Source organism: Mycobacterium heckeshornense (assembly GCF_016592155.1).
Taxonomy (GTDB): Bacteria; Actinomycetota; Actinomycetes; order Mycobacteriales; family Mycobacteriaceae; genus Mycobacterium; species Mycobacterium heckeshornense.
The window spans coordinates 2871121-2893950 of record NZ_AP024237.1; the positions used below are offsets into that span (position 1 = coordinate 2871121).

The following is a 22830-nucleotide window of genomic DNA, read 5'->3' on the forward strand; positions in this document are numbered from 1 at the left end:
GTCCGGCGCTTCGACACCCTTCTCGTCGGTGATCACATTAGTCACAGTGCTCTCCTTTTGTCTCAGAAGTTACACCGTTTAACTTATACACCCCCTCTAGCCCGAAGTTCCCCCTGGTGTGGAGCGGTTTAGTGGGTTGAGCTGGGGTTTTGTGTTGGTGTGCTGACTACGCGAGTCCGTGGCGGTGTGAGACGCCGAGTAGTTCGAAGGCTCGCCGCTGTAGTGGGGTGGGGTTGGTGATCTTGGTGAATGCCGGCAGGTCGTCGGTGGGCTGGATGTGGTTGGCGCAGATGGTGGCCAGGTCGGCGAGCAGGCTGGTGAAGCTGTGCACCGGGTAGTCGTTTTCGGTGCGTTTGCGCGCTGCCTTGGCCAGCGCTTGATCGGAGCGTTGGGCGGGAGCGACGGGGTCGGCACGTTTGGCGGCGGCGGCGGGTTTGTCGTTGTCCTGGAAAAGGATTGGTGCGAGGGCTTGTTTCATGTGCCAGCTGATGTAGTAGGACAGCATCCGTAGGAGCATGTGCGCGCGCACCCGATCGGCGAGGCGGTGCCGGATGGGTCGCACGTCCAGTTCGGTGTTGAGGGTGCGGAAGAACCGTTCGACGTCGGCGAGGTCCTTGTAGCGCAGCACGACCTCGTCGCGCTGCAGTGTCTGGTCGGGCAGGCTGGTGCGGAGCACGTAGATGCCGTCGAGGGCGGCCTCGGCGGCGATGGCGTCCTGGTTGCGGGAGAAACTGAACGCTTCGTCGGTGATTTGCAGGTCAAAATGCTTGGCCATCTTGAACTTGTTGCGCACCTTGCCCACCCGCAGCGCGATCTTGTCCCGCCCGCGTAGTGGTCGTTTGGCGCGGCGGGTGGCCTCGGCGATGGTCTGTAGTTCGTGTTCGGTGGCCGCCAGCAGCTCGCCGCGTTTGCGGGCACGCTCATCAGCCAGGGCGGGGTTGTGGCAGCACACCAGCCGCTCGCCGGGGTAGTCGGGGTGGGTGATCTCGAACAGGTTCTGCTCGTCGAACAGCGACAGCTGCAGCGCCCCGTCGTCGACCAATGCCTTGATCTGCGGGGCGCGCAGCGCGCTGATCCAATCCAACTGCGCCGGGTGCAGCTCGTCGCGGATGCGCGCGCTGGTGAGCATGCCCCGATCCCCCACCAGGGCGATGGTGGTCAGCCCGAACCGGGTCTTGAGCTTGGTGATCTGGGCGCCCAGGGTTTTCGGGTCGGCGGTGTTGCCGTCGAACACCTCAATGGCGATCGGCACCCCGGCTGGTGAGCACAGCAGCCCGTAGACGATCTGCAACCGGCCTTTGACCCCGTCGCGGGCATGCCCGATTTTCCCTAACGGGCAGGTGTGGCCCTCGAACGCCGCCGAGGACACGTCATAGAGCACCAGGGTTCCGTTGGCCAGATGCCGTGCGGCCAACGAGTTTTCGATGGCATCCTGGCGCTCGACCACCCAGTCCATCGCGTCATACAGGTCATCCTCATCGGCACCCGCCACGCCCAGCACCGCACCCAGGGTGCTGGTGGCGGTCTCGATGCGCAGCCCGCGCGCCATCGCCAGCTTGGAGCCCGGCTCGATCACCGACGCGGCCAGCATGGCGCACACCAAGTCCCGGTTACGCGACGGGGCGGGGTCGATCAGCTCGGCCATGCCCAGCTTGGCGGCGGTGCCCAACACCGCGGCCACATGCCCGTGCGGCAGGCTGCGGGTGATGTCAAACGCCCCGGCCAGATCGCCCGTCCCCGGCAGGCCCTTGAGCGCGCGCTGCAGTTTGTCCACCTTGTGCTCGGGCCAGCGCGACAGGTTGGCCAGCGTGCGGGTTTTCACCTTGCCGTTCTCGCGGTAACTTTCGCGCAACAGCACCGCCGGCGGTGATCCACGGTTGGGCACCCGCGTCACGTACATGATTACTTTCTAGCACAACAGCAGTACGAGAGTAGCGAATTTAGAAAATGACACGCCGAACAAGTCTTGCGAATACATGATTACGCCTTGCCGGCACATGAACACTGAAACACCTGCTCACAAAGCAGAAAGGAAATCAGCCCCCTCTCAGAAGGGGGGAACTTCGGCCTAGCCGGTTTCGTGCGCGCCCACCTCGACACCCCTCGCCGCCACGCCAGTCTCGCCGCGCCGCGCAGCAACTGGCTGTTCCCCGGACACTTTCCCGCACAATCGATCACGCCAGCGCGGCTCGGAGCACGCCTCGGCCGGCTCGGCATTGACGCCCAGACCGGCCACCGCGCAGCGATGCTCCAACTGGCCACCACCGTCCCCGCCGCCGTCCTCGCCGACCTGCTCGGCATCCACACCACCACTGCTGCCGACTGGGCCCACGCCGCCGGCGGGGACTGGTCGCACTACGCCGCCGAGGTTGCCCGGACCCGAATCGGACCAGCGATAGAACCCGCCGGATGAGGGAGCCGGTGCGCAGATGAGCGAGCGAGGCTGCGGGTCAAACTCGCCACCGTAGATGACCTCGTCCGCGTCTGCGAGATCGTCAACTACATCGTCAAGAAAACCGTCTTCAATTTCGGAACCGACCCCAACAGAAAGAAAGCGCCGCGTGCACATCAATGCCTTTGTGCCAACACGAGGTGTCGTCCTCGAGAACGATGCCGTTAATGCCGTCGGTGTCCCGCAGGTCGAGATTCACTTGCCGCCCCTTCAGGACAAGCAGGTTCACCAGTCAACCGCACCGATCCTGCTCTGCGTCTCCACTGAGAACGGCACCGAGCACGATCCTCAGCTCTTTGTCATCGTTCACGATGCTGGCGGTCAAAAGCGCGGCAGGCTCGAGCAGATCTGGATGTGGGACGACGTCCCGGACCGCCCGCTAAAGTGGCGGGTCTTCAACCTCATGTTGCCGTTTCTAATCTACGGCGGCGGAACCTACACATTCGGGGTGTATGCGGGACCAGACGACCAACCGGATCAAGCGCTGGCGTCATTTCTAATCCCGATCATCTTGGACGCGCCAGGTCAGTTGCCACAGGGGCAATGGCCGCCTCAGTAGCTGCGGCGACAGTACCCAACAAACCGGCCGACACCACCAGCGTGGCCACGGCCAGGCACGCCGGATGAGTAAATCCACCAATAGCATTCGACATCATCGAACAACGCCGTTCACCAGTTTCAACCGGGATGTTCCGCAGGAGGTCGTGCGCCGCATCCTCGACCACGACTCACCACAGATGACCGCCCACTACGCCCGAATGCACGACACCACCGTCAGACGGGCTTGGGAAGCCGCCCGCAAGGTCGATATCACCGGCCGCACAGTGGTTTTCGACCCAGATGGGCCACTCTCCGACGCCGTCTGGGCCAAACAGCGCCTGGCCCAAGCAACCCAGGCCCTGCCCAACGGCTACTGTGGGCTGCCGGTACAGCAGTCCTGCCCACACGCCAACGCCTGCCTGACCTGCCCCATGTTCCTCACCACCCCCGAATTCCTGCCCCAGCACCGCACGCAACGCCAACAGACCCTGGAACTGATCACCACCGCACCCCAGCCACATCGCAATCGGATAACGATCGGACCATGCTAACCCGAAGTTGCGGCGGTTTGTCGGTCGGATTTACTGATTGAGCTGGTGTTTTGTTGATTTGTCGGGTCGGTTGTTCTGGCTACGCCACTTGGAGGGGGATGGGGGTCTTGATGAGTTCGAAGGCGCGGCGCTGTTCGGGGGTGGATTCGGCCAGGGTGGGCACGGTGGTGTTGGTGCCGTGGTAGCGAATGTCGTTGCGGGTCAGGGTCGCCAGGTGGGTGAGCAGGCCGCGGAAGCTGCGCAGCGCGGTGCCGTCGGGGGCGTGGCGGGTGGCGGCTTTGGTTTGGGCAGCTTGGGAGCGTTGGGCCGGTGCGACGGGGTTGTCGCGTAGGGGTGGGTGTTCGTCGGTGAAGGTCAGCGGCGCCCAGGCCTGGCGCAGGTGCCAGGTCACATAGCAGGCCAGCATGCAGATCAACACGTGGGCTTTGACCCGTTCGGTGAGCCGGTGGCGGATGGGTCGTAGGTCGAGGTCGTCGGTTTTGATGCTGCGGAAGTCGCGTTCGACGTGGGCCAAGTTCTTGTAGCCGACGACCACGCCTGGGGCGTCGAGGTCGGTGGCGGGCACGCTGGTGCGTAGCACGTAGATGCCATCGAGGGCGGTTTCGGTGTCGATGCCGGCCTGGTTGCGGTGGTAGGTGAGGCTGGTGTCGGTGATGGTGCGCTCAAAGTGCTTGCCCATCTTGTATTTATCGATGATTTTGCCGACGGCTTCCCCGATGCGGCCGGCTCCGGTCAGCCGGCCGGCAGCCACCCGTTCGGCGATGGCGCCCAGGTCGATCTCGGTGGCGGCCAGCAGGGCGGCGCGTTTGCGGGCGCGTTGGGCGGCCAGGGCGGGGTTGCGGCAGGCGATGAGCCGTTCGCCGGGATAGTCGGGGTGGGTGATTTCGGCGAGGTCCTGGGTATCGAACAAGCTCATCTGCAGCGGCCCGTCATCGGCGGCCAGCACGGCGATCTGGGGGGGCGCGCAGCGCGGTGAGCCATCCGAAACCAGTTGCGGTGTCTGGGTTGTCATTGAGTTCACGGATTGCGTCGATACGCGCGGAGGTGATCATGCCGCGATCACCGACCAGCACCAACCGATCAAGCCCGAATTGGGTGCGCACCACCTCGACGATGTCGGTGAAGGCGACCGGGTCGGCGGTGTTACCGGCAAACACCCGCACCGCCACCGGGCGGCCGGCTGGATCGGTGAGGATGCCGTATTCGATTTGCGGTAGCCCTTTTTTACCGTCCCTCGAATACCCGCGCAAGGCCAGCTCGCAACACCGTCCGGTCATCCAGGCACTGGTCAGATCAAACAACGCCATCCGCGAGGGATTAGCCTGTGGCCCTAAGTGTTTGGCAGCCAGCTTCTTTTCGATCGTGTCTTGCCGGTCGGCCAGCCAGTCCATCGCAGCGTAGATCTCGTCGGTGGATGCGGTGGCCACATCCAGATCGACCCCCACGGTGGAATCGGCCCACGAGGCCAGCGTGGACAGCTTGGAGGCCGGTTGGATCACCCGGGAGATGATCAGCGCGAACACCAGATCCCTCGACCGGCACGCCGGCCCCAACAACGCCGGAAACCCCAACTGGCGGGCCATCGCAGCTACCGCCGCCACATCCCCATGCGGCAGTGACCGGGTGATCGTGAACTCAGACCCGGCCGGCACCAGCACCTGGCCCTTGAGCGTGCCCTCAACCGCGGCGATCACGTCGGCGGGCAGCTTGGACAGGTTCGCCAGCGTCTCGTGGCGGACTTTCTTGCCGTCTCGATAGGTGCGGCGCACCAGGACCGACTCATAGCGGCGAACGTTGCCCGCCTTGTCCACATACTTGCTCGGTGTTCGGGCTACGTGCATCCGCGCTGGCTTCGCCACCACTCAATGGTAATAGATCAACTCAAGCATATTGTGAATCGACACACGATATTCACTGGCTACATTATCAATCCGCAAACCGACAGAATCTGAGCTCAGCCGTAGATTCCGTCTACCTCACTTGCCGCAACTTCGGGCTAAACCGAAGTTCCCCCCCTTCTGAGAGGGGGCTGATTTCCTTTCTGCTTTGTGAGCAGGTGTTTCAGTGTTCATGTGCCGGCAAGGCGTAATCATGTATTCGCAAGACTTGTTCGGCGTGTCATTTTCTAAATTCGCTACTCTCGTACTGCTGTTGTGCTAGAAAGTAATCATGTACGTGACGCGGGTGCCCAACCGTGGATCACCGCCGGCGGTGCTGTTGCGCGAAAGTTACCGCGAGAACGGCAAGGTGAAAACCCGCACGCTGGCCAACCTGTCGCGCTGGCCCGAGCACAAGGTGGACAAACTGCAGCGCGCGCTCAAGGGCCTGCCGGGGACGGGCGATCTGGCCGGGGCGTTTGACATCACCCGCAGCCTGCCGCACGGGCATGTGGCCGCGGTGTTGGGCACCGCCGCCAAGCTGGGCATGGCCGAGCTGATCGACCCCGCCCCGTCGCGTAACCGGGACTTGGTGTGCGCCATGCTGGCCGCGTCGGTGATCGAGCCGGGCTCCAAGCTGGCGATGGCGCGCGGGCTGCGCATCGAGACCGCCACCAGCACCCTGGGTGCGGTGCTGGGCGTGGCGGGTGCCGATGAGGATGACCTGTATGACGCGATGGACTGGGTGGTCGAGCGCCAGGATGCCATCGAAAACTCGTTGGCCGCACGGCATCTGGCCAACGGAACCCTGGTGCTCTATGACGTGTCCTCGGCGGCGTTCGAGGGCCACACCTGCCCGTTAGGGAAAATCGGGCATGCCCGCGACGGGGTCAAAGGCCGGTTGCAGATCGTCTACGGGCTGCTGTGCTCACCAGCCGGGGTGCCGATCGCCATTGAGGTGTTCGACGGCAACACCGCCGACCCGAAAACCCTGGGCGCCCAGATCACCAAGCTCAAGACCCGGTTCGGGCTGACCACCATCGCCCTGGTGGGGGATCGGGGCATGCTCACCAGCGCGCGCATCCGCGACGAGCTGCACCCGGCGCAGTTGGATTGGATCAGCGCGCTGCGCGCCCCGCAGATCAAGGCATTGGTCGACGACGGGGCGCTGCAGCTGTCGCTGTTCGACGAGCAGAACCTGTTCGAGATCACCCACCCCGACTACCCCGGCGAGCGGCTGGTGTGCTGCCACAACCCCGCCCTGGCTGATGAGCGTGCCCGCAAACGCGGCGAGCTGCTGGCGGCCACCGAACACGAACTACAGACCATCGCCGAGGCCACCCGCCGCGCCAAACGACCACTACGCGGGCGGGACAAGATCGCGCTGCGGGTGGGCAAGGTGCGCAACAAGTTCAAGATGGCCAAGCATTTTGACCTGCAAATCACCGACGAAGCGTTCAGTTTCTCCCGCAACCAGGACGCCATCGCCGCCGAGGCCGCCCTCGACGGCATCTACGTGCTCCGCACCAGCCTGCCCGACCAGACACTGCAGCGCGACGAGGTCGTGCTGCGCTACAAGGACCTCGCCGACGTCGAACGGTTCTTCCGCACCCTCAACACCGAACTGGACGTGCGACCCATCCGGCACCGCCTCGCCGATCGGGTGCGCGCGCACATGCTCCTACGGATGCTGTCCTACTACATCAGCTGGCACATGAAACAAGCCCTCGCACCAATCCTTTTCCAGGACAACGACAAACCCGCCGCCGCCGCCAAACGTGCCGACCCCGTCGCTCCCGCCCAACGCTCCGATCAAGCGCTGGCCAAGGCAGCGCGCAAACGCACCGAAAACGACTACCCGGTGCACAGCTTCACCAGCCTGCTCGCCGACCTGGCCACCATCTGCGCCAACCACATCCAGCCCACCGACGACCTGCCGGCATTCACCAAGATCACCAACCCCACCCCACTACAGCGGCGAGCCTTCGAACTACTCGGCGTCTCACACCGCCACGGACTCGCGTAGTCAGCACACCAACACAAAACCCCAGCTCAACCCACTAAACCGCTCCACACCAGGGGGAACTTCGGGCTAAACCGCCAGCACACCCCACCCGCACGACCGTCATCGACACCGTCCACAACACGAAACACCAGCTCAGACGACCGCACCGGCACCGGACTCCAGATAACGGTGGCGCGCTTGAGTCCTGCGTTCTCCCGCTTCAGCCTCTTGAGCTCAGCGGACTCCTCGGTCGATACTCCCGGACGCGCCCCGGCATCGATCTCAGCCTGGCGCACCCATTTGCGCACGGTCTCGGTGGTCCCGACACCGAGCAACTCGGCCACCGCGCGCATGGCTGCCCACTCCGTCTCATGCTGATCGCGGATCTCGGCGACCATCCGCACTGCCCGCTCCCGCAACTCCGGCGGGTACCTCCTCGACGAATTCGCTGACACGACTCCAACCCTCCCAAGAAGTGGAGTCTCCGGACATCCCGGGGCGGTTCAATAGCCGCTGTTCGCGCACCAGCCGGCCGCCTGACCGCGGGTGACGAGCCGGGATATGGCCCAGCAGGCCCCGACGCGCCCGAAGCCCGCTGGTGCGCCGCGGTGCCGGCACCGGACTGGCCATCACCACGCCAGTGATCACCGCGAACTCGAAAAGTGCCCGCACCGCGGCGATGCGCCGGTTCTGCGTCGCTGGGGCGGCGCCCCGCCGCTCGCACAACCGGACCACTGTCCAGCTCGCAGTGCGCTTAGGCTGGCTCTGCCAGTCCAGATAGTCGAACAAGTCGGTCGGGCGCACCTCGGCCAGACCAACGCCCGGCTCGGCAAGGAACCGCAAGAAGTTCAACACGTCAAACGCATACGCGCGCCGCGTCGCCCGAGCGAAGTTCCTGCCCTTCAGATGCGCCAGAAACCGGTTCACCACCGCGACGTCGTCGCGCTGCCCAGCGGCGACTTCCCCGGCAATGACGAAGACATCTCCGTCGCCGGCTACCCGAAGCCCCATCGGCACCTCCAAGCCGAAAGCCACCGACCTCAAGTGTCAGCACCCACACGCCTCGCTGGTGGGACCTCACTCGCGCCGAGCGTGTCGCCCCGACGAGGGCCGGTTAACGGATAACCTGCACACCGCGGTGGCTGCCAAGCACGCTCCGGCGGTGACTGCGGCGGTCAAGACGATCTTCGCTCACACCGACCCCGAGGAGGTCGCCGCCCAGTGGGACCGGGTCGCTGACCCTCGCGGCGGCGTTTCCGAAGGTGGCGGCCATGATGGCCGACGCCAAGACCGACGTGTCGGCGTTCACCGCGTTCCCGAAGGCTCATTGATATGGAACGAGCACAGGTTCGTTTCCCCGGATTGGCGCTGCTGCCTGAGGTTTTCCGGTCTACGGGCGTGTCGCTGATGTTCCAGGTGTAAGCCCGCGAGTTAAGGTACTGCCTTGAAACCCTAGGTGCGAGGAAGGTACGCGGTGGGAGACGGGCGGCTGCGGGTGATCACCGGCGAGGTCGCGGCGGTCGTGGAGACGCGAGATCCGCAGCGGTTTCAGGCCGAATGCGTGGAGGCGTTCGTGGCGTCGTGGACCGCGCGCGGGTTCGCCGAATCGACGATCACCAACGACGTCGGTGTGTTGGAGCGGATGCTGGTGGCGCTGGGGCGCCCGGCGTGGGAGGTGACCGCTGAGGACGTCGACCGGGTGGTGGGCGAGCTCGCCAGTTCGGGTCGGGCGGTGTCGACGCGACGCAATTATCTGCAGGTGTTCAAGGGCTTTCACCGGTTCCTTGAGGTCCGCAAGGCCGCGGAGATCGAGGCGGCGTTCGGGGTCCGGCTGGCCTGTCCATTGGACGAGTTCAACGCCGCCCGCCATGTCAGCGACGACTCGCCGAGCACGGAGGCGCCGCCGACGGCGGAGCGGGTGGGCGCGTTCTTCGAGTTCCTGAAGGGTCGGATTGCGACTGCCCGCAAGTATGCGCCGGCCGCGCGGGATTATGCGCTGTTCCGCACGCTGTATCACGCCGGGCTGCGGTCGGAAGAAGTGGTGATGCTCGACTGCTCGGATGTGCATTTTGGGCGCGGCACGTTCGGCAAGCTGCATGTGCGGTTCGGTAAGGGCGCCAAGGGCTCCGGGCCGCGGCCGCGTTGGGTGCCGATGTTAGACGGGCTGGATCTGGTGTTGCGCTGGTATCTCGACGATGTGCGCGGCCGGTTCCCGGACAGTCCGGTGTTGCTGTGTGATGAGTCCGGCGGCCCAATGGCCGCGGCCACCATCCGCAACCGGTTGCGGCATTTGATGAGAGTGGAAGGCCGGCCTGAAGGTGAGTGGTTCAGCCCGCATGGGATGCGCCGTGCCTGTGCGACCCACAACTATGAGCGAGGCGTGGATCTCGTTGCCATTCAACAGCTTTTAGGACACTGGACGGTCGCGTCGACCATGCGGTATGTGCGCCCGTCGGAGACCTTCATCGAAGACGCCTATCAGCGTGCGATCTCGGCGACGCTGAGCGAACTGACCGGGCAGGAGTGAGTATGCAGATCAGGTGGAAACTTCGGATGGCCGCCGCCCAGCGGGAGGTGTGGACCGGCGCCCAACTGCAACGGCTGCTGGCGGAGAAGGCTGGATTGGAGCTGTCTTCGGCGTCGGTGTCGGCGTTGTTCACCAAACAGCCCAGTCAGATCAAGCTGTCCACCTTGATCGCGTTGTGCACCGCACTGGAATGCTCGCCCAATGACCTGTTTGACATCGATACCACCCCTGTCACACAACAGATTTCACCGAAGCCGGCCAAGGTCGCGGTCAACGACGCGCCAGCGTCGCGGCGGGGCCGGTCGATGCCGCCGATCTAGCATGACCCGCCGGGTCCGGGACTGCCGGTGCTGTGGTCGCGCGGTCGGCAAACCAGAGCGTGACCTTTGTGCTCGTTGCCACTGGGCGCGGTGTCACGCACCGATCAAACACCGCTGCCCGCGCTGCGGTGTGTTGCGGGTTCTGGGGCCGGACACCGGATGCTGCGCGCGCTGTTCGCGCACCTGCCGGATCTGCAATGCGCCAGTGCTGTTCGTCGACCGCGACCTCTGCGGGCAGTGCGCTCGGCGGCAACGCTTGGACGCCAACCGAGCCGAGTGTCCACGCTGCGGAAAACGCCGGATCCTGCGACCCACCACCGGCTGGTGTGGCTCCTGCTCACATCCGGGCCGGCCACCGAATCCGGATGCGGCCTGTGTCGACTGCGGACGGGTCACTCGACTGACCGGGGCGGGACGGTGCCAAAGATGTTGGGCCCGCTCGCCGCATCGAATCCCAGTCCGAGCGGCTAATCTTGCGGCGACACTCGAGAATCCACCCGACTGGCTCGGCGACTTCGCCGCCTATCTCATCGGACGCCACCATCCCGACCGCGCCTGCGCCATGCTGACCCGGCTCGGCACACGATTGGCCGACAACCACCCGGTGCATCCGCAGGCCCTGCTGGAATCCGTGGCCACTGACGTTCCGCTCGCGCGGGCCTGGAGGACTTCCTCACCGCCCGTCAACTGGCGTTACCGACCGATCGCGAGGAACGCCGCGCCGCCACCCGCCGCCAATCCCGTATCGACGCGGTGCCCCCACCCCTGCGCCAGGCGGTGGCCGGGTTTGCCGAGCACCTGGTCGCCAGCCGCGATCGTGCCCGCCGCACCGGCACCCACCCGCGCGGGCATCCCACGCTCGAGGCCCGGCTTGGGGCCGTGCGTGACTTCGCTCAGTTCTTGTCCATGGCGCGCGGCAAAACTGACTGGGCCACCATTGAGGTCGGCGACATCGAAGCCTTCCTGCACGCTCATCCCAGCCGGCGTGCCTTCTACCTGACCGGGCTGCGCCAGTTCTGCCGCTACGGTCTGCGCCGCCGGCTAATGCTCATCAACCCCACGAAAGGCTTGACTGCGCCGCAGACCATGGCATTCCGCGGCCCGACGCTGCCTGTCGACCGGCAACGCGAACTGTTCCAGCGGTGGAGCACAGACCCCGAGGTGCACCCGCACGAGGCGTTCGTCGGGCTGGCCGCCCTGCTGCACGGCGCCACCACACAAGAACTGCAGCACCTCACCGATGCGGACATCGACAACAACCGCCGCCGGATCCGGCTGGGTCGCCGACCACAACCCACCCCATTGGACCCGTGGACCTGGACCGCACTGCATCGCTGCCTCGACCACCGGAAGGTGCTGGGCGGCAACAATTCCCACCTGTTGGTCACCATGCAGACCAAAGCCACCCGGGCGCCGGCCTCCGACGGCTACATCAAGAACACCCTGCGCGCGGTCGGCATCCAGCCCCGGATCCTGCGCTCGACACGGCTGGTAGACCTCGTCGGCACGGTCGACGCGAAACTCGTCGCCGCTGCCTACGGCATGCACCACGAAGCTGTCGTCGCCTACCTCGCAGACCACGTTGACACCGCCCGTCTGCCGAACTCGTGATACTTCAGGCGCCACCTCGCACACCTTCGCGCGAACCCGTGCGCTTTCGCACGGTTTTGGCAGAAGGTCATCATCGACCTGCGCAACCGCGGAGTACGCGACATCCTCATCGCCTGCTGCGACGGGCTGACCGGCTTGCCTGATGCGATCCGCTCGATCTTCCCCGATACCGTGATCCAAACCTCATCTATTAACAATGGATCGGCCGGGATGGTCTCGGCGTTCACCTGCACCACCACGGGCAGGGCCCACGCAAACGCGTCACCTTCGAGGTCCACATGCAGACCTGTCCGCCCGTGGTGGCTGCGGGGCGTGGACCGGCCAGCGAGAGCAGCGCCACCGCTGTGGGCGGTGAGTGCCGAGATGAGGTTCCGGGCAGGCCTCGCGATCGCAGGGTGAACCTTTCACATTGAAAGGGATCCAAGTGCAATGAATCAGAGTACTCTGCAACGGCCGAACAGCTTCTGGTGTGGGATCGACTGGGGCGGGCGCTTCCATCACCTGTGTGTGCTGGATGGCACCGGCCAGCAGCTGCTCAGTCGCAAGGTCGCTCACACCGTCGATGGTCTGGCCGTCCTGGTCGGGTTGATTGCTTCGTTCACCGGTGCGGTCCGGATCGCGATCGAGCGGGCCGAAGGGCTACTGGTCGAATATCTCCAGCACCACTGCGATGCCGAAATTTATTGCGTGTCACCGAAAATCTCGGCGCGAGCACGCGAACGCTATCGGATGGCGGCCGCCAAGTCCGACGAATTCGATGCCTATGTGTTGGCCGATACGTTGCGTCACCAGTATGCCCAGTGGCGGCCGTTGGCCGTTCCGTCGCCGCTTCTAGGGCGGTGCTGTTTTAGTCGCTGACTTTCGGCGTGCCTGAGCGGATTTCGCGTAGGTGGTCGACGAGGATCTGATGTGTGGCTTTGGGACGGGAGGATCGGCAGGGCCGGTTCGATGACGTGATGCTGCTGGTGGGTGATCAGCTGCCGGCGGGCAGTATTTACCGGCTGTTGGCCGAGCACGGCGGTGCACTGTTTGACGATGACTATTTCGCTGATCTGTTCAAGCGCTCGGCGCTGGGTCGACCGACGGTGCCGGCGCGGGTGATGGCCACAGTGATGCTGCTGCAGGCCTATGAGGGATTGTCGGATCGGGAGGCGTGTGACCGGTTGGCCTTTGATCTGCGCTGGAAAGCGGCCGCCGGGTTGACGGTGGACGCCGAGGCTTTTCATCCCACGGTGCTGGTCGGCATGCGCAACCGGCTACGCGCATCGGATCGGCCACGGCGGTTGTTCGAGGACGTGAACACCACCGCGCGAGCGGCGGGGTTGTTGCGGGGACGACGCCGGGTGCTGGATTCGACGCCGCTGTTGGATGCGGTGGCCACCCAGGACACGGTGATCCAGCTGCGGGCCGCGATCCGCAAACTGCTGACCGTGGCTGATCGGGCCGATCCGGAAGTGGCCGGTGCGGTGCGCACCGTGCTGACCCGCGACGATGACTACGCCAGCCTGGGCAAACCACCGTGTGACTGGGATGACCCCAAAGCGCGTGAAGCCTTGGTCGATGCGCTGGTGCGCGACGCCAACGCCGCACTGGAGGCCCTCGACGGCCGCAAGCTCGATGGGGCACTCAGTGAGGCGGTCGAGTTGTTGGCGCTGGTGGCCGGCCAAGACGTCGAAGCCGGCGACGACGGAATCTTCCGCATTGCCCGGCGAGTGGCCAAAGACCGGATGATCTCCACCGTCGATACCGAAGCCCGCCATGGGCATAAGTCGCGGGCGCGGACCTTCGATGGCTACAAGTCCCATCTGGGTATCGACCCCGACGACGAGCTGATCACCGGGGTGGCCATCACCGCGGCCAACGCCGCCGACCGTGAGGTCATCGATGAGCTGTTGGGCAACCCCGCCACCGACATCAGAAGTGCTGCACCCGCCACCGCCCCCGACACCGACAGCAGCACCGATGCCGCCACCGATGCCGATGCCGATGCCGATGAAACGATCACCGATCACGGCGAGCATGTGCACAACGAGTCGGAGCCGAACGTCTTTGAGGTGTATGGCGATTCGGCTTACGCCGATGGGGCCACCCTGGATGAGCAGACCGGGCGGGGTCATGACATGCGCGCCAAGGTGCCCCCGGTGCGCAACGCCAACGGCTATTCCAAAGACCGGTTCGGTATCGACCTGGCCGCCGGCACCGTGACCTGCCCGGCCGAGCACACCGTGGCGATCAGCACCGGGCGGCGTCAGCAGGTCGCTCGCTTCGGTGCGTTCTGTGGGTCCTGCCCACTGCAGGCGGAGTGCACCAAAGCCCGTCGCGGGCGGGTGATCACCATCCATGCCCATGAAGCCGCCCTGCAGCACGCCAAGGCCCGCCAACGCGATCCGGCCTGGCAGGCCGATTACCGAACGTATCGGCCGGTCGTGGAACGCAAGATCAGTCACTTCACCCGCCGCCCCTGGGGTGGTCGCAAGGCGCGGTGCCGCGGCCAAAAACGCATCCTGACCGACATCCTGGCCCGAGCAGGAGCGATCAACCTCGCCCGGTTGGCCACCTTGGGCTTGCACCCACACGCCGGGGGTTGGGCCATCGCCTGATCCGGGACCACCGGGCCACCCGGCCACACGGCTACCCCGATCAGATCAGCCAGCGAAAGCCATCACAGCCGTCGAAATCTCGATACCGCCAAATCCCCGCCCCACGGGGGTCACTACATCAGCGCCGTCCTAGCGGAGCTGACCGCAGTGAGCCGCGATCGTCAACGCATCCTGGATATGCAGGTGGACACCGAGAATCGACTGCGGTCAATCTTGGATGCCTATCATCCGTGCCCGTTGCACCTGTTTTCTGCACTGGACCGGGACATCACCCTGTCCTTCATCCGCAGCTATCCCACTCCCGTGCAGGCGGGCCGGATCACCGCTGCGCGGATGGGCGCGTTCACGTCCCGGCACGGCTACAGTGGCCGGCACAAACCCGAGACACTTGTCGCCCGGATGCAGCCGCATCTGCTATCGGCGAGCGACGGCACCGTTGCTGGCAAAGCGTTGGCGGCCAAAGCATTCACCGAACAACTGGCTCTACTCAACACCCATTTGCGAGCCCATGACAAACGACTGGGCGAACTGCTTGAGGCGCACCCGGACACCCCGATCTTCACCAGTTTCCCCGGCATCGGACCGGTCACCGCCGCCGTGTTGATCTCCGAAATGGGTGAGGAGCGCAGTCGTTTTCCTTCGGCGCCGTCATTGTTGGCAGAGACCGGCTTGGCTCCGGTCACCAAGGTGTCCGGGCGCACACGTCAGGTTCGCTTCCGCTACGCCGCCAACCGGCGGATGCGGCACGCCATCGACTGGTGGATGTTCGTCGCCGTCCGTGAAGACCTCTGGTCGGCCGACATCTACCAACACGCCCGCGCCGCCGGCCAACCACACCATCGTGCCCTGCGTGGCCTGGGCGCCCGCTGGTGTCGCATCTTGTGGCGCTGCTGGCACGACCACAACCCCTACGACCCGGCCATCCACCACCGCGCCACCGCCGCCTAACAACCCCACCCCGCCCCCGCGCTGAGCAAAGTCAGCCAGCCGCGGCGATCAATCATGCCCACGACCCGAGGTTGACAGCGGGAGTCTGCGTGGTGCATGTTATTCGCAATGCGATGCGGTTCGTGTCGTATAAGGACCGCCGCAAGGTCGCCTCGTCGATGCGGGCCATCTATTCGGCGCCCACCGTAGATGCCGCTGAGCTCGCGCTCAAAGAGTTTGACCGCGATTTCGGTGCGCAATACCCCGGCGCGATCGACGTGTGGCGGGGCGCCTGGCCAGAGTTCATTGCCTTCCTGGATTACCCGGTGGAACTACGCAAGATCGTGTACACGACAAACGCGATCGAGTCCATCAATTTCCAGCTACGCAAAATCACCAAGAACCGCGGACATTTCCCGGACAAGGACTCTGCGATCAAGTTGCTGTACTTGGGGTTGCGCAACATCTCCAGCCACAGAGGAGGCTATTCGGGGACGGGAACCTACAACTGGACTGTGGCGCTTAACACCCTGGCGAAACTGTTCCCTGGACGGATTCCGTTGTGTTAGAATACAACTCGTTGTCAAGTCACCTCAGACTTACACAGAAATCGTGACGGGCTCTGGAACCCCGCTGCTGGTTGTCTCTGACGGCGCCAAGGGCTTGATCGCGGCCATCGAACACATCTACCCAGAAGCGTTGCACCAGAGATGTCTTATTCATCGACTCCGAAACGTGCTCGCCAAGATTCCCACCGGGATGCAAGCCGAGGTCCGCGACGGCTACTGGGCAATTTTCGACACCACCGACCTGGGCATCGAACCGGGGCCCCAGCTGGTTGAGATCATCGACACGCGGATCGAGGCGTTCGCCGCCAAATACTGCGACCTCTACCCAGCGGCGATGCGGATCCTGCTCACCGACAAAGCAGGGCTGACGGCCTATCTGCGGTTCCCGGTCGAACACCATGGGCGCGTTCGACATTCGAATCTTATTGAGCGCTCCTTCGGGGAGACCAAGCGACGGACCAAGGTCATTGGCCGATTCCCTGGCGAGACCAGTGCCATCAGCCTGGTGTGGGCCGTACTGGATCGCGCCTCAGCCGGTTGGCGCGGTCTGACCATGACCCCGGGCGGCACCCGATTGCTGCAAGATCTACGCCGATCACTGCTTGACCCACCCCATGAACTGCGGCCGCCGCCGGCCACCATGAGTACCGACACCGACCAAGCCGATCCCATCTCAGCCACCGCGTAGCGACCTCGGGGGGTCTGTACGGATAACGGTGTAAATGGTTGTGTCGGTTCTACTTTCGTGCAGCGGACAGGCGTCCGTCAAATGTGATGTCGAAAGCGTTTAAGGCCTCCTTCCAGCGGTTGCTCCAGCGTTTGCGGCCGCGGCCGGTGGGATCGATGCTCATGATCGCCATGTAGACGCATTTCAGCGCGGCCGCGTCGGTGGGAAAGTGCCCACGGGCATTGACCGCTCGCCGGATGCGCGCGTTGAATCGCCCTGGGTTTTGTGCACACCGGTTTACTTTGCGCCGGTCGGCTGACCGGTGTGGTGTGCATGGTAGTCGGCCTCGTATTCGATGGGTGGTTTCAGTCCGAGTCGGTGCATGAGCCGGCTGGTGTTGTACTTATGCGGGTGATCGAGTCAAGTAGGGCGGTCACGAGGCGGTGGTATCGAGGCGGTCGAGGATGCCGTCGAAGATCTTCTGGCGGCCGAGTTGGCCCTTGTTGGCGGCATCGTCGCGCTGGCGTTGCAGCGTGGGCCGGAACTCGAGGGTGGTAACGAAGAAGCTGCAGGATTCGCAGATGGACTCGAAGTGGCAGTCCATCTCGACCGGTCGTGCGCAGTAGCCGTTGCCCAGCATGCGGCGGTGCATCTCGTTACGCAGTTTGCGCATTTCGCGGCCTTCGTCGTCGCCGGCGAGTTGATGGGGTTGGCCGTAGAGTAGTTCCACTTTCTCGGTGACGGCGAAGTACTCCTCGGCGACGGTCTTATCAGCAATTCGTGCGTAAACCATTGTCATGGCTAAGGTTTTGTGTTTGATATACGGGTGATCTTCGGCGTGTCTGCCGTGATCCAGCGGGGTGGGCGCGGATGCTGGCGGCAGGAGGTTGCCGTGTTCATGCCGTGCCTGGTCCGTCACCATCGTGGGGCGGAGTTGGCCGCGATCACCCTGGGGCATCCGCTGCTGGATGACTACCTGGCCTTCGTTGCGGCACGGGCCCGAACGAACACTTGGCTGGCGGTGGCCTCGGATTTGAAGATCTTCTTCGGTGTGGTTGCCAAGGAACCGACCCAGGTGAGCGCCGCAGATGTGTTCGCGTTCTTGGCGTTTCAACGCACTGCCCGTTTGGGTGAGCGGGTGGTGCGGTTGGAGGACGGCGAGCCGGGCCTGGCGGCGCGCACGATCGCCCGCCGGTTGTCCAGTGTGCGTGGCCTGTATGCCTACCTCGCGGCCCGCGGTGACACCGGCGTAAGCCGCAACCCGGTGCCGACCAGCCTGGCCGCCCGCCGCCCCGGTGCTCGGCGCGGGAAGGGCGGGATGGCGTTGATCCGCACCCCGCGCACGCTGCCCCGGGTGCTGGCGCCAAGCGAGGTCGACGCGCTGCGGGCGGCGCTGCGCACCCACCGCGACCGGGCCATGGTCGAGGCGATGCTGCTGGGTGGACTGCGACGCTGCGAGGTGCTGGGCCTGCGCCTCGACGACGTCAACGCCGGCGAGCGGCGGGTGTTCGTGGCCGAAGGCAAGGGCGGTCGGCAGCGGATGGTGCCGGTATCGGCGCGGTTCTTCGCATCGCTGGGGGACTATCTGGATCAGGAGCGGCCGCGGACGTCGACCGATCGGGTGTTCGTGGTGTTGAAGGGGCCCCGGCGTGGCGAGCCGTTGTCGGCCGCCGGTCTGGACGAGATCCTCGACGGTGCGCGCGCTCGCGCCGGGCTGACCCAGGCGACGTGCCATCAGCTGCGGCACACCTGTTTCACCCGGCTGCGGGAGGCGGGGATGGCACTGGAGGCGATCCAAGCCCAGGCCGGCCACGCCTCGATCGACTCCACCCGCATCTACCTGCACCTGGCCAACGACTGGTTGGAACGGGAGTACCTGCGGGCCGCCGAAGCGATCGAGGCGCAGGTCGTCGCCTCCGGTGAGGCGGCCGAGGCATGAACCGCTCACCAGCACATCGCCCCGACATCGAAGAGCTCGTCGAGGCGTATCGGGCCGACCTGGTTGCGGCCGGGATGTTCGCCGGACATCCGGTGACCTCGGTGGCCCGCACGTTCTTCACCCGCGTGGGTGTGGCGGGCTGGTCTGCGTTGCCGCTGGCAACCCAGTGCGCTTTGCCGCTGAAGGATCGACGGGTGGTTGGTTGGCTGATCGTGACGGGACGGCTGCGGCCCAGCCCGGACTATCTCGTGGCGTGCCGGCCCTACCTCGGCGAAGTCGCCGCCCATCATCACCGCGGGTTCCACCAACGGTTCGTCGCGACCTCCACCGAGCTCGGGTTTGATCCCATCGTGACCCGCCTGCAGTGGTCGGCGCTGGCCAAGGTGGCCGCGCTGGCCGGGCTGACTCCCGAGCAGCTGACCCAGCCGGTGATCGATGAGCAGCGAAAAGCGTTGAGTGCCGCGATAACTCGTCACCGACCCGGCAGCCACGGCGCCAAAGCACTGAGCGCGGCGCTGTTCGGTGCGCAGACCACCCTGTTCCACCTCGGCGTCCTCGACAGCGCGCCCCGCAAGACCAGCCCAAACCGCTCGGCTGAGCGGGCCGCCCAGTGGGCGGCGGTTCCGCCGCGGCTGGCGGCCACCCTGACCGGTTACATCGCCCAGACGCGGCTGTCGCTGCGGGCCTCGACGATGGTGCGTGTCGAGGGCGTGCTGCGGGAGTTCGCCGGCTGGCTGGCCGCGAACGCCCCCGAGGTGGTCTGTGTTGCTGACCTGCGTCGGGCACACATCGAGGCCTACAAGCTGCACCTGGCCACCCGTCCTTCGGCGCGCGGCGGCCGGTTGTCCAAGATCAGTCTCGCCGAACATCTCGGCACCCTGCGCACCTGCTTCGACCGGCTCACCGAATGGGACGGCGACGATATTCCCGCCCGCGTGCTCGTGTTCGCCGGCGACCTGCCGATCCGCGACGAGCCGCTGCCCCGCTTCCTCGACGACGCCGCGTTCACCAAGCTGCTGCAGGCCGCGCGCGCCGCCGACGACCCGTTTGTCCGGCTGTGCGTGGAGTTCCTGGCCCGCACCGGCCTGCGTAAGGGCGAATTCCTCGATCTCACAGTCGATTCCGTGGTGCAGATCGGGGCCGCGTACTGGTTGCACGTGCCGCTCGGGAAACTGCGCAACGACCGGTACATTCCGTTGCATCCCCAACTCAAGGATCTCCTCGACGAATGGCTCGCCGCCCGACCCGTCAGCCTGCGCAGCCGCTACCTGTTCGTTGAGTACGGCCAACGCATCGGGGAGGGCCGCGTCGATCGGGCCGTCGCTGAAACCGCGAAAGTGGCTGGCATCGGCCGTGTTTCGCCCCATCGTCTCAGACATACCTTGGCAACCCAGGCGATCAACCGCGGTATGTCGCTGGAAGCGCTGGCCGCGCTGTTGGGTCACCGATCTATGCGGATGACGCTCGTTTACGCTCGAATCGCCGATCGCACCGTCGCCGACGAATACTTCACCGTCAGCGAAAAGGTCGAGGCCCTCTACGATCAGCCGCGCGCACTTCCCGCCGACGCCGAAGGCGCCGAAATGCGAAAGCTCCGCGCCGAGATGCACCGTCGGATGCTCGGTAACGGCTACTGCGCCCGACCCGTCGGCCTGGACTGCCACTTCGAATCCATCTGCGAATCCTGCACCTTCTTTCAGACCACCATCGCCTTCCGGCCCACTCTGCAGGCACAACGCGACGACGCTGCCGAGAAAGGACAGCTCGGCCGCCAGAAAGTGTTCGACGGACTGCTCGCCCGACTCGATCAAACCGCCTCCTGACAAGACGCACTTGACAAGATCACCCGCATAATGTCCGAGCAGCGCTGCGATCGCATCCAGGCTCATGCCCCGATTCACCGCCTGGGTGGCTAGCGTGTGTCGCAGTTGATGCGCGGTGACGTTGCCGATGCCGGCCGCGCCCGCGACGCGGCGCAACGCCGAAGTGACGCGGTGATGGCTAATCGGCCGTCTGTGTTCGATCAGAAGGTGATTGGTGCGCAACCCATTGGGTCTATGGTTGGCGATCCAGTCATCAAGGAGTTCTTTGAGCTGTGGGTGCAGCGGGATGTAGCGGTCGTTGTGCAACTTGCCGATCGGGATGCGCAGCCAGTAGGCGGATCCGATCTGCACGACGGCGTCGACGGTGAGGGCCAGCAGCTCGCTGCGGCGTATCCCGGTGCGGGCAAGCAATTCAACGATCAGCCGAGACAGCGGATCGGCCTCGCTGCGGGTAGCGCGCAGCAACTTGGCTGCTGCGGCGTCGTCGAGGAACCGCGGCAGCGGCTTGTCGATGATGGGCAGGTCGCCGGGGAACATCAGTGCCCTGGTCGGCGCGTCCGGGTAGCCCCACTCGGCGATCCGGGTGAGAAAGCAGTGCAGGTTGATCAGCGTGTTCTTGATGCTGACCCGGTTGAGCGGCTTGCCGGTGGATGGCCTGGCGTGCGTGCACAGCCACGCCTTGAATGCCTCGATGTGTTCGCGCCGGAGATCAGCGCAGCCGGTGACGTCGGGGTGGGTGTCGGCCAGCCAGATTCCGAATCGGCGCAGGTCCAGGTCTATGTGTCGGACGGTGCTCGGTCGCAGACTCAGCGCGACTTGTGCGAGGTATCGCTGCGCGGTCTCGACGAACTTTATTGGCGCCGTGTCCCATCCGGTGTCCGAGGATTGGTGTTGCACCGCCGGTGGGCGCAGCGTAGAAATCTGGCCGGCGTGGAAGAGCGTCAGCCGCAAGCGGTGAAAAACCGCGGCCACGTTCTTGCCCGCGGTGGGCTTGCCGCGGCGGGCATACGCGGTGAGCATCGCCACACGGGCGGCGTCGAAATGCTCGTCGGTGATCGCGCGCGGTGACACACCGGTGATGGCAGTAACCTTCGCCAGGATGTTCCACTGCGCCGCGGTGTCCCTGGCCGAAACGCCGATGCGAGAACAGGCTTCGTTGAACCAGTGGTAATCGGCGGGGCAAAACGACCGTGCCGGCAGGCCCGGCCGCAGGTCGGTGCGGCTGAGCAGCTCGGCGTCCACAGTGATGCGGCCAGTGACCATCAGCCAGGACGTGAACGAACGCGCCTTGACCACAACGTCGAGCCGCTGCTCGGCGGTGAGCCCATCCCATCCGCCAGCCCGCCGGATCTTGCCCTCGCAGGTGTATGCCGATCGGGTCGTTGACCGGCCCGTCTTGTGCCCTGAGGCCCGCATCGCGGCCAGATAGTCCTCGACGAGCCAGGAGTCGTCTACCACCACCGACGCGGGCATCAGGGTGCCTGCATCGCTTGCGCATCGATCGCCTCGACCGCTCGCCGGTATTCGTCGGCGAGCCAACCGTTGGCCAAGTGCAAGTAAATGCGGGTCGATTCCAGCGAGCGATGCCCGGCCTGGGCCTGGATCGCCTCCAACGCCATCCCGGCCTCACGCAGCCGGGTAAAACAGGTGTGCCGCAGTTGATGACAGGTCAGGTGCTCAATGCCGGCTCGACGCCGAGCACCAGCGATGATCTCATCGAGCCCGGCCGCGCTGAGCGGCCGACCCCGACGTTGGCCCTTGAGCACCACGAACACGTGATCGGTTGACGCGGTATGCGGCCGCTCCAGCTCCAGGTAACTGGCCAAAGTGGTGAAAAAGCGCGGTGACACCGGCACGATGCGCTGGTGACCGCCCTTGCCGTCGGCGATGAACAACCGCTTCTCACCGGGACGCACGTCACCCAGCCGCAGCCCGAGCACCTCGCACCGACGCAGCCCACCCAGCAGCATCGCCTGTACCATCGCCCGGTCCCGGTGGGTGCGCAGCGCCCTCATCAAGGCGTCGGCCTGATCGGGGTCGATCACCCGCGGCACAGTGCGCGGGGTGCGAATCAACGGCACGCCACGCACCGCCCGACTCGGAGTCCGCGTCGACAATCCCTGCGGCACTGGGTTTCTAGAAACAACGCCACGAACGATCAGATACTCGAACAGCCCGGCGACCGAGGCCAGCCGCCGCTTGATCGTGCGCGCCGACAGTCCAGCCTCACCGTCGTCAATCCGCACCACTTCCGCGCCACGCCTCGGCTGGCGCTGGGCAGCGATGAATGACAACACGTCGGCATCGGTGACCTCCTCTGGCGCCTTGGCGACCTCAGTGAAGAACACCTTCAGATCGAACGCGGCAGCCAGCACCGTGTTCGGGCGCGCCCGGGCTGCGACCATCCCCAAATAGTCGTCGA

At 65.2% G+C, this 22830-nt stretch carries 15 protein-coding genes and 9 pseudogenes; 16 read left to right on the forward strand and 8 right to left on the reverse strand.

Annotated elements, in window-relative coordinates; all coding sequences use genetic code 11:
* Window positions 1–166 precede the first annotated feature (166 nt).
* Window positions 167–1900 carry an IS1634 family transposase gene (locus MHEC_RS13650; protein ID WP_071700660.1) on the reverse strand — a complete coding sequence of 578 codons (1734 nt, stop codon included), beginning with the start codon at window positions 1898–1900 and terminating at the stop codon, window positions 167–169.
* A gap of 180 nt (window positions 1901–2080) precedes the next feature.
* On the opposite strand from MHEC_RS13650, the gene MHEC_RS13655 reads away from it, so the two are divergent.
* The 3 genes and pseudogenes from MHEC_RS13655 to MHEC_RS13665 all read left to right on the forward strand — a co-directional run.
* Window positions 2081–2413, forward strand: coding sequence for a hypothetical protein (locus tag MHEC_RS13655; RefSeq protein ID WP_152967096.1), 333 nt, complete (start codon window positions 2081–2083; stop codon window positions 2411–2413).
* Between the two features lie 148 nt (window positions 2414–2561).
* Window positions 2562–3011: a hypothetical protein gene (locus tag MHEC_RS13660; protein ID WP_201399564.1), complete on the forward strand. Its 450-nt coding sequence runs from the start codon at window positions 2562–2564 to the stop codon at window positions 3009–3011.
* Between the two features lie 121 nt (window positions 3012–3132).
* Window positions 3133–3525 (forward strand): annotated as a pseudogene (locus MHEC_RS13665) (tyrosine-type recombinase/integrase); the annotation flags it as partial.
* A gap of 97 nt (window positions 3526–3622) precedes the next feature.
* On the opposite strand, the pseudogene MHEC_RS25045 reads toward MHEC_RS13665, so the two are convergent.
* Window positions 3623–5384 (reverse strand): annotated as a pseudogene (locus MHEC_RS25045) (IS1634 family transposase).
* Between the two features lie 328 nt (window positions 5385–5712).
* On the opposite strand from MHEC_RS25045, the gene MHEC_RS13675 reads away from it, so the two are divergent.
* Complete coding sequence (locus MHEC_RS13675) at window positions 5713–7446, forward strand: IS1634 family transposase (RefSeq protein WP_071700660.1); 1734 nt, start codon at window positions 5713–5715, stop codon at window positions 7444–7446.
* A 161-nt stretch (window positions 7447–7607) separates the two neighbouring features.
* On the opposite strand, the pseudogene MHEC_RS13680 reads toward MHEC_RS13675, so the two are convergent.
* A pseudogene (locus MHEC_RS13680) lies at window positions 7608–7823 on the reverse strand (transposase); the annotation flags it as partial.
* Window positions 7795–8460 carry a site-specific integrase gene (locus MHEC_RS13685; protein WP_053094082.1) on the reverse strand — a complete coding sequence of 222 codons (666 nt, stop codon included), beginning with the start codon at window positions 8458–8460 and terminating at the stop codon, window positions 7795–7797. The pseudogene MHEC_RS13680 and the gene MHEC_RS13685, both read right to left, overlap by 29 nt.
* Before the next feature lie 88 nt (window positions 8461–8548).
* Here MHEC_RS13685 and MHEC_RS24310 point away from each other — a divergent pair.
* The 10 genes and pseudogenes from MHEC_RS24310 to MHEC_RS13730 all read left to right on the forward strand — a co-directional run.
* Window positions 8549–8753 (forward strand): annotated as a pseudogene (locus tag MHEC_RS24310) (transposase); the annotation flags it as partial.
* Between the two features lie 146 nt (window positions 8754–8899).
* A complete protein-coding gene (locus MHEC_RS13690) occupies window positions 8900–9952 on the forward strand; it encodes a tyrosine-type recombinase/integrase (protein ID WP_048893879.1) in 1053 nt (350 codons plus the stop codon).
* Between the two features lie 2 nt (window positions 9953–9954).
* Window positions 9955–10272, forward strand: a complete 318-nt coding sequence (locus MHEC_RS13695; protein ID WP_048893880.1) for a helix-turn-helix domain-containing protein — start codon at window positions 9955–9957, stop codon at window positions 10270–10272.
* A gap of 753 nt (window positions 10273–11025) precedes the next feature.
* Entirely contained in the window at window positions 11026–11883 is an 858-nt protein-coding gene (locus MHEC_RS24315; protein ID WP_236591472.1) for a site-specific integrase, read from the forward strand.
* A 48-nt stretch (window positions 11884–11931) separates the two neighbouring features.
* Window positions 11932–12078 (forward strand): annotated as a pseudogene (locus MHEC_RS24320) (transposase); the annotation flags it as partial.
* Window positions 12079–12312: 234 nt separating this feature from the next.
* Window positions 12313–12741, forward strand: a complete 429-nt coding sequence (locus tag MHEC_RS13710) for an IS110 family transposase (protein ID WP_236591497.1) — start codon at window positions 12313–12315, stop codon at window positions 12739–12741.
* 53 nt (window positions 12742–12794) lie between these two features.
* Window positions 12795–14483, forward strand: coding sequence for a transposase (locus MHEC_RS24720; protein WP_099869062.1), 1689 nt, complete (start codon window positions 12795–12797; stop codon window positions 14481–14483).
* A 147-nt stretch (window positions 14484–14630) separates the two neighbouring features.
* Entirely contained in the window at window positions 14631–15431 is an 801-nt protein-coding gene (locus tag MHEC_RS13720; RefSeq protein ID WP_201399517.1) for a transposase, read from the forward strand.
* 83 nt (window positions 15432–15514) lie between these two features.
* Window positions 15515–15979: pseudogene (locus MHEC_RS13725) on the forward strand (transposase); the annotation flags it as partial.
* Between the two features lie 49 nt (window positions 15980–16028).
* Window positions 16029–16667 (forward strand): annotated as a pseudogene (locus MHEC_RS13730) (transposase); the annotation flags it as partial.
* A 49-nt stretch (window positions 16668–16716) separates the two neighbouring features.
* On the opposite strand, the pseudogene MHEC_RS13735 reads toward MHEC_RS13730, so the two are convergent.
* Both MHEC_RS13735 and MHEC_RS13740 read right to left on the reverse strand, forming a co-directional pair.
* Window positions 16717–16914: pseudogene (locus tag MHEC_RS13735) on the reverse strand (IS256 family transposase); the annotation flags it as partial.
* A gap of 165 nt (window positions 16915–17079) precedes the next feature.
* A complete protein-coding gene (locus MHEC_RS13740) occupies window positions 17080–17445 on the reverse strand; it encodes a hypothetical protein (RefSeq protein WP_236591476.1) in 366 nt (121 codons plus the stop codon).
* A 99-nt stretch (window positions 17446–17544) separates the two neighbouring features.
* Here MHEC_RS13740 and MHEC_RS13745 point away from each other — a divergent pair, with 99 nt between their 5' ends.
* Both MHEC_RS13745 and MHEC_RS13750 read left to right on the forward strand, forming a co-directional pair.
* Window positions 17545–18585, forward strand: a complete 1041-nt coding sequence (locus MHEC_RS13745; RefSeq protein ID WP_048893843.1) for a tyrosine-type recombinase/integrase — start codon at window positions 17545–17547, stop codon at window positions 18583–18585.
* Window positions 18582–20408, forward strand: coding sequence for a tyrosine-type recombinase/integrase (locus tag MHEC_RS13750; RefSeq protein ID WP_048893842.1), 1827 nt, complete (start codon window positions 18582–18584; stop codon window positions 20406–20408). The genes MHEC_RS13745 and MHEC_RS13750 overlap by 4 nt, the downstream gene beginning before the upstream one ends.
* An 87-nt stretch (window positions 20409–20495) precedes the next feature.
* Here MHEC_RS13750 and MHEC_RS24865 read toward each other — a convergent pair.
* Both MHEC_RS24865 and MHEC_RS13760 read right to left on the reverse strand, forming a co-directional pair.
* A pseudogene (locus MHEC_RS24865) lies at window positions 20496–21881 on the reverse strand (tyrosine-type recombinase/integrase); the annotation flags it as partial.
* Window positions 21881–22813, reverse strand: a complete 933-nt coding sequence (locus tag MHEC_RS13760; RefSeq protein ID WP_236591477.1) for a tyrosine-type recombinase/integrase — start codon at window positions 22811–22813, stop codon at window positions 21881–21883. The gene MHEC_RS13760 and the pseudogene MHEC_RS24865, both read right to left, overlap by 1 nt.
* Between the last annotated feature and the right edge of the window lie 17 nt (window positions 22814–22830).